Source organism: Alkalibacterium indicireducens (assembly GCF_039522005.1).
GTDB lineage: Bacteria > Bacillota > Bacilli > Lactobacillales > Carnobacteriaceae_A > Alkalibacterium > Alkalibacterium indicireducens.
The window spans coordinates 1-3,027 of record NZ_BAAADA010000080.1 but is presented as its reverse complement, the minus strand read 5'-3'; the positions used below and the strand labels follow the sequence as shown (position 1 = coordinate 3,027).

At 46.1% G+C, this 3,027-nt stretch carries 4 protein-coding genes; 2 read left to right on the top strand and 2 right to left on the bottom strand.

Annotated elements, in window-relative coordinates; genetic code table 11:
* Window positions 1-80: 80 nt before the first annotated feature.
* Both ABFX15_RS05140 and ABFX15_RS05135 read left to right on the top strand, forming a co-directional pair.
* Window positions 81-254: a hypothetical protein gene (locus tag ABFX15_RS05140; RefSeq protein WP_346024412.1), complete on the top strand. Its 174-nt coding sequence runs from the start codon at window positions 81-83 to the stop codon at window positions 252-254.
* A 52-nt stretch (window positions 255-306) separates the two neighbouring features.
* Window positions 307-1,149, top strand: coding sequence for an SDR family NAD(P)-dependent oxidoreductase (locus tag ABFX15_RS05135; protein WP_346024411.1), 843 nt, complete (start codon window positions 307-309; stop codon window positions 1,147-1,149).
* On the opposite strand, the gene ABFX15_RS05130 is transcribed toward ABFX15_RS05135, so the two are convergent.
* Both ABFX15_RS05130 and ABFX15_RS05125 read right to left on the bottom strand, forming a co-directional pair.
* A complete protein-coding gene (locus ABFX15_RS05130) occupies window positions 1,144-1,722 on the bottom strand; it encodes a uracil-DNA glycosylase family protein (RefSeq protein WP_346024410.1) in 579 nt (192 codons plus the stop codon). The two genes, ABFX15_RS05135 and ABFX15_RS05130, sit on opposite strands and share 6 nt — an antisense overlap.
* 165 nt (window positions 1,723-1,887) lie before the next feature.
* Window positions 1,888-2,724 (bottom strand): ZIP family metal transporter, encoded by an 837-nt coding sequence (locus ABFX15_RS05125; protein WP_346024409.1) that lies wholly within the window; start codon window positions 2,722-2,724, stop codon window positions 1,888-1,890.
* Between the last annotated feature and the right edge of the window lie 303 nt (window positions 2,725-3,027).

The window sequence follows — 3,027 nt, the reverse complement described above, 5'->3', positions numbered from 1 at the left end:
CCGATAGGTTGGTGTTCTCAGGAATCCCCCACTTCAAGGAGAGTTAGCGAGTAAGTGGGGGTAGTTCAATCATAGGATTAATGAATTTTTATCTGTCATTTTCACCACATACGCCAATGATTGTAGATGGACAATTAACTTTTAATGTTATGATGCTTATGAGCGGAATCGTTTGGCTAGCTATTCCGATCACTTATTTTGTCAAATTAGTAGTTGAAAAGAGAAGAGATGCAAAGGAAAACGAAGAAGAGTAAACTGAGGAAGCAAATGAAAAAAGTTTAAACTGGACCTGGGGATAACACTTTAATGACTGAATCAATTCTAGCAATCACTGGACCGACATCGGGGATTGGTCGGGGAACTGTACTCGAGCTGGCAGACTCGTTTGACCGTATACTGCTCTTATGCCGGAATTTGGAAAAAGGCGCCCGTCTCAAAGACGACCTGCTGGAGCTGAACCCTAATCTGTCAGTGGATATTGTGTGGTGCGACTTAAGTGAGCTCTCTTCTGTCAATGATGCCGCTAAAACTATAAAAGACCGCTACGACCATATCGACTGTCTCATCAACAATGCAGGGATAGTCTCGACTAGCAGGCAGGAAAGTGTCGATGGGTATGAACTGATGATGGCGACCAATTATTTAGGTCCGTTCCTTTTGACCCATCTCCTGCTTCCACTGGTTATGAACAGCGAGCGGAAACAAGTCATTGTGGTATCATCTGGCGCCTACAAATTTGCGCCAATGAAACAGCCATTTTTCAAACCTAAACGATTCAGTCCCATTACTGGTTATGGACGGTCTAAGCTCGGCAACCTTTACATGGCTCAGGAACTGCATGAAAAGTACTCACGTCAAGGTTTAAAGACAACGGCCGTTCATCCAGGTATGGTCTCAACCAATCTCGGGAAATCAAATGTCAGCAAAAAAGTCGCTGACGGCATCTTCAAGCTTCTCGATCCTTTCTTTGTGACCGTTGAAGAAGGTGCCCAGTCCGTCCTTGCAGCAGTGAATAGTCCGGACACCTATGCCGGGTTCTATTCTGAAGAAGGCAAGATTACTGTCGTTAAGAAACACGGGAACGATGTCGAGATGCGCCGAGCTTTTATTGATGCAACACTTGAAGAACTGGACATTCAGTCGTTATAAAATCGACTGGACCAGTTCTCTAAGCGTCGGGAGGACCTCCTGCTCAAACCATGGGTTGCGCTTCATCCAGCCATAGTTCAATGGACTGGGGTGAACCAGCGGGAGATACTCAGGCAGATACTGCTTATGATTTCGGACAGTTTCAGTCAGATTTTTCTCCCGTCGTGGCCCGAGGTAATGCTTCTGCGCATAGCCTCCTACTAAGATAATCGTTCCAATATTCGGCATCTCCTTAAGAATAAGGGGGTGCCATTTTTCTGCAAATCCTTTACGCGGCGGCATATCTCCAGATTTAGCCTTGCCCGGATAATAGAAATCCATTGGAAGATGAGCGATATTAGACGTCTCATAGAAGACATCCCGTGAAATACCCATCCACTCACGCAGCCGGTCCCCGCTTAAATCGTTCCAGAACAGCTGCGACTCCTCTGCCTTCCTTCCAGGTGCCTGGCCGATGATAGCGATTCTCGCATCTTCTGTAGCTTTAAAAAGCGGCTCGATATCACGACTCGTATACCTTTCATTCATCGGATCGGCTATGATCTGATGTCTGATCTGTTCGAATTCACTCATATGACTTAGAGGCTCCTTAATTTTTATTGACAAATTAAATGGCTGGTTTAGATTCTCAGATAATTATTTCAGCCCTTATACTTTTGAGAACACTGAAGTAAAAGCTTCTCATTACAAAACGTGCTACATTAGACTCTTCATCAGTATCCCAAAGTGCTCAACTCACTACCCAAGCGCGACATCTAAAGCCATCATGACTGTAAAACCGATCATCAGCCAGATAGCTGCTAAGTCTTTGTTTCCATTTTCCTGAGAGCCCGGGATAACTTCCTCAGCTACAACAAAGACCATTGCGCCTGCTGCAAATGCCAGTGCATAGGGAAGCAACGGTTGGATCAGTGATACGAGCCATAGCCCCAGCAATGCAGAGACAGGTTCTACAAATCCTGAAAGCTGTCCATACCAGAAGGCGCGGCCGCGTGACATTCCTTCTCGTCTTAACGGCATCGATACAGATGTTCCTTCAGGAAAATTCTGCAGTCCCATACCTATGGCCAAAGTGACGGCTCCGATGAGCTGTGACATATCGCCATTCAGCGACATCGTTCCGAAAGCGACACCAATCGCGAAGCCTTCCGGGATATTATGTAGGGTAATCGCCAGGACTAACAAGGTACTCCGTCTGTAACTGTCCGGATTTCTTCCTTCAGCTCCTCGCTTACCGGAATCTGAACCTGTCTGACTCAATGCCGGATGCAAGTGAGGCAATAATCTATCCACTCCCCATAAGAAAAATCCACCCGTCATGAATCCGACGGCTGCAGGGATCCAGGAAGGCAGCGGACCGCTCTCTGCCATTTCGATGGCTGGCTCCAGGAGTGACCAGAAACTCGCTGCGATCATCACCCCTCCGGCAAACGCCAGCATTGCGTCCATCACCCGCTGATTGACTCGTTTAGCTGTAAAGACCAGCGCTGCCCCTGCCGCAGTCATTCCCCATGTAAATAATGTTGCCAGCAGCGCCTGTATTGTTGGACTTAATTCCACAAACCAGTTCCACATCTTTATCTCTTCCTTTTCATCAGTTGTAATGGTCTTATTATACGCTTAATTCCTGAAAATTAGTATCCTTCTGCCTGTTCTAGGACTTCTCTGATTCTCAGATAAAAGGTGTCAAATAATGAATGTTTGTACCTGATCATCTTTTTCATCGGATTATGGTGGACACCTGACCGCCTAATTAGTTAAACTGGATACACAATGAATCGCTTACACTTTAAACCAAGCAGGAGGATTTAACGTAATTCCGAAAGAAGTCTCCCACTTCTAAACGTATGGGTACGAAGCACCAGTGAAAGTGGGAGA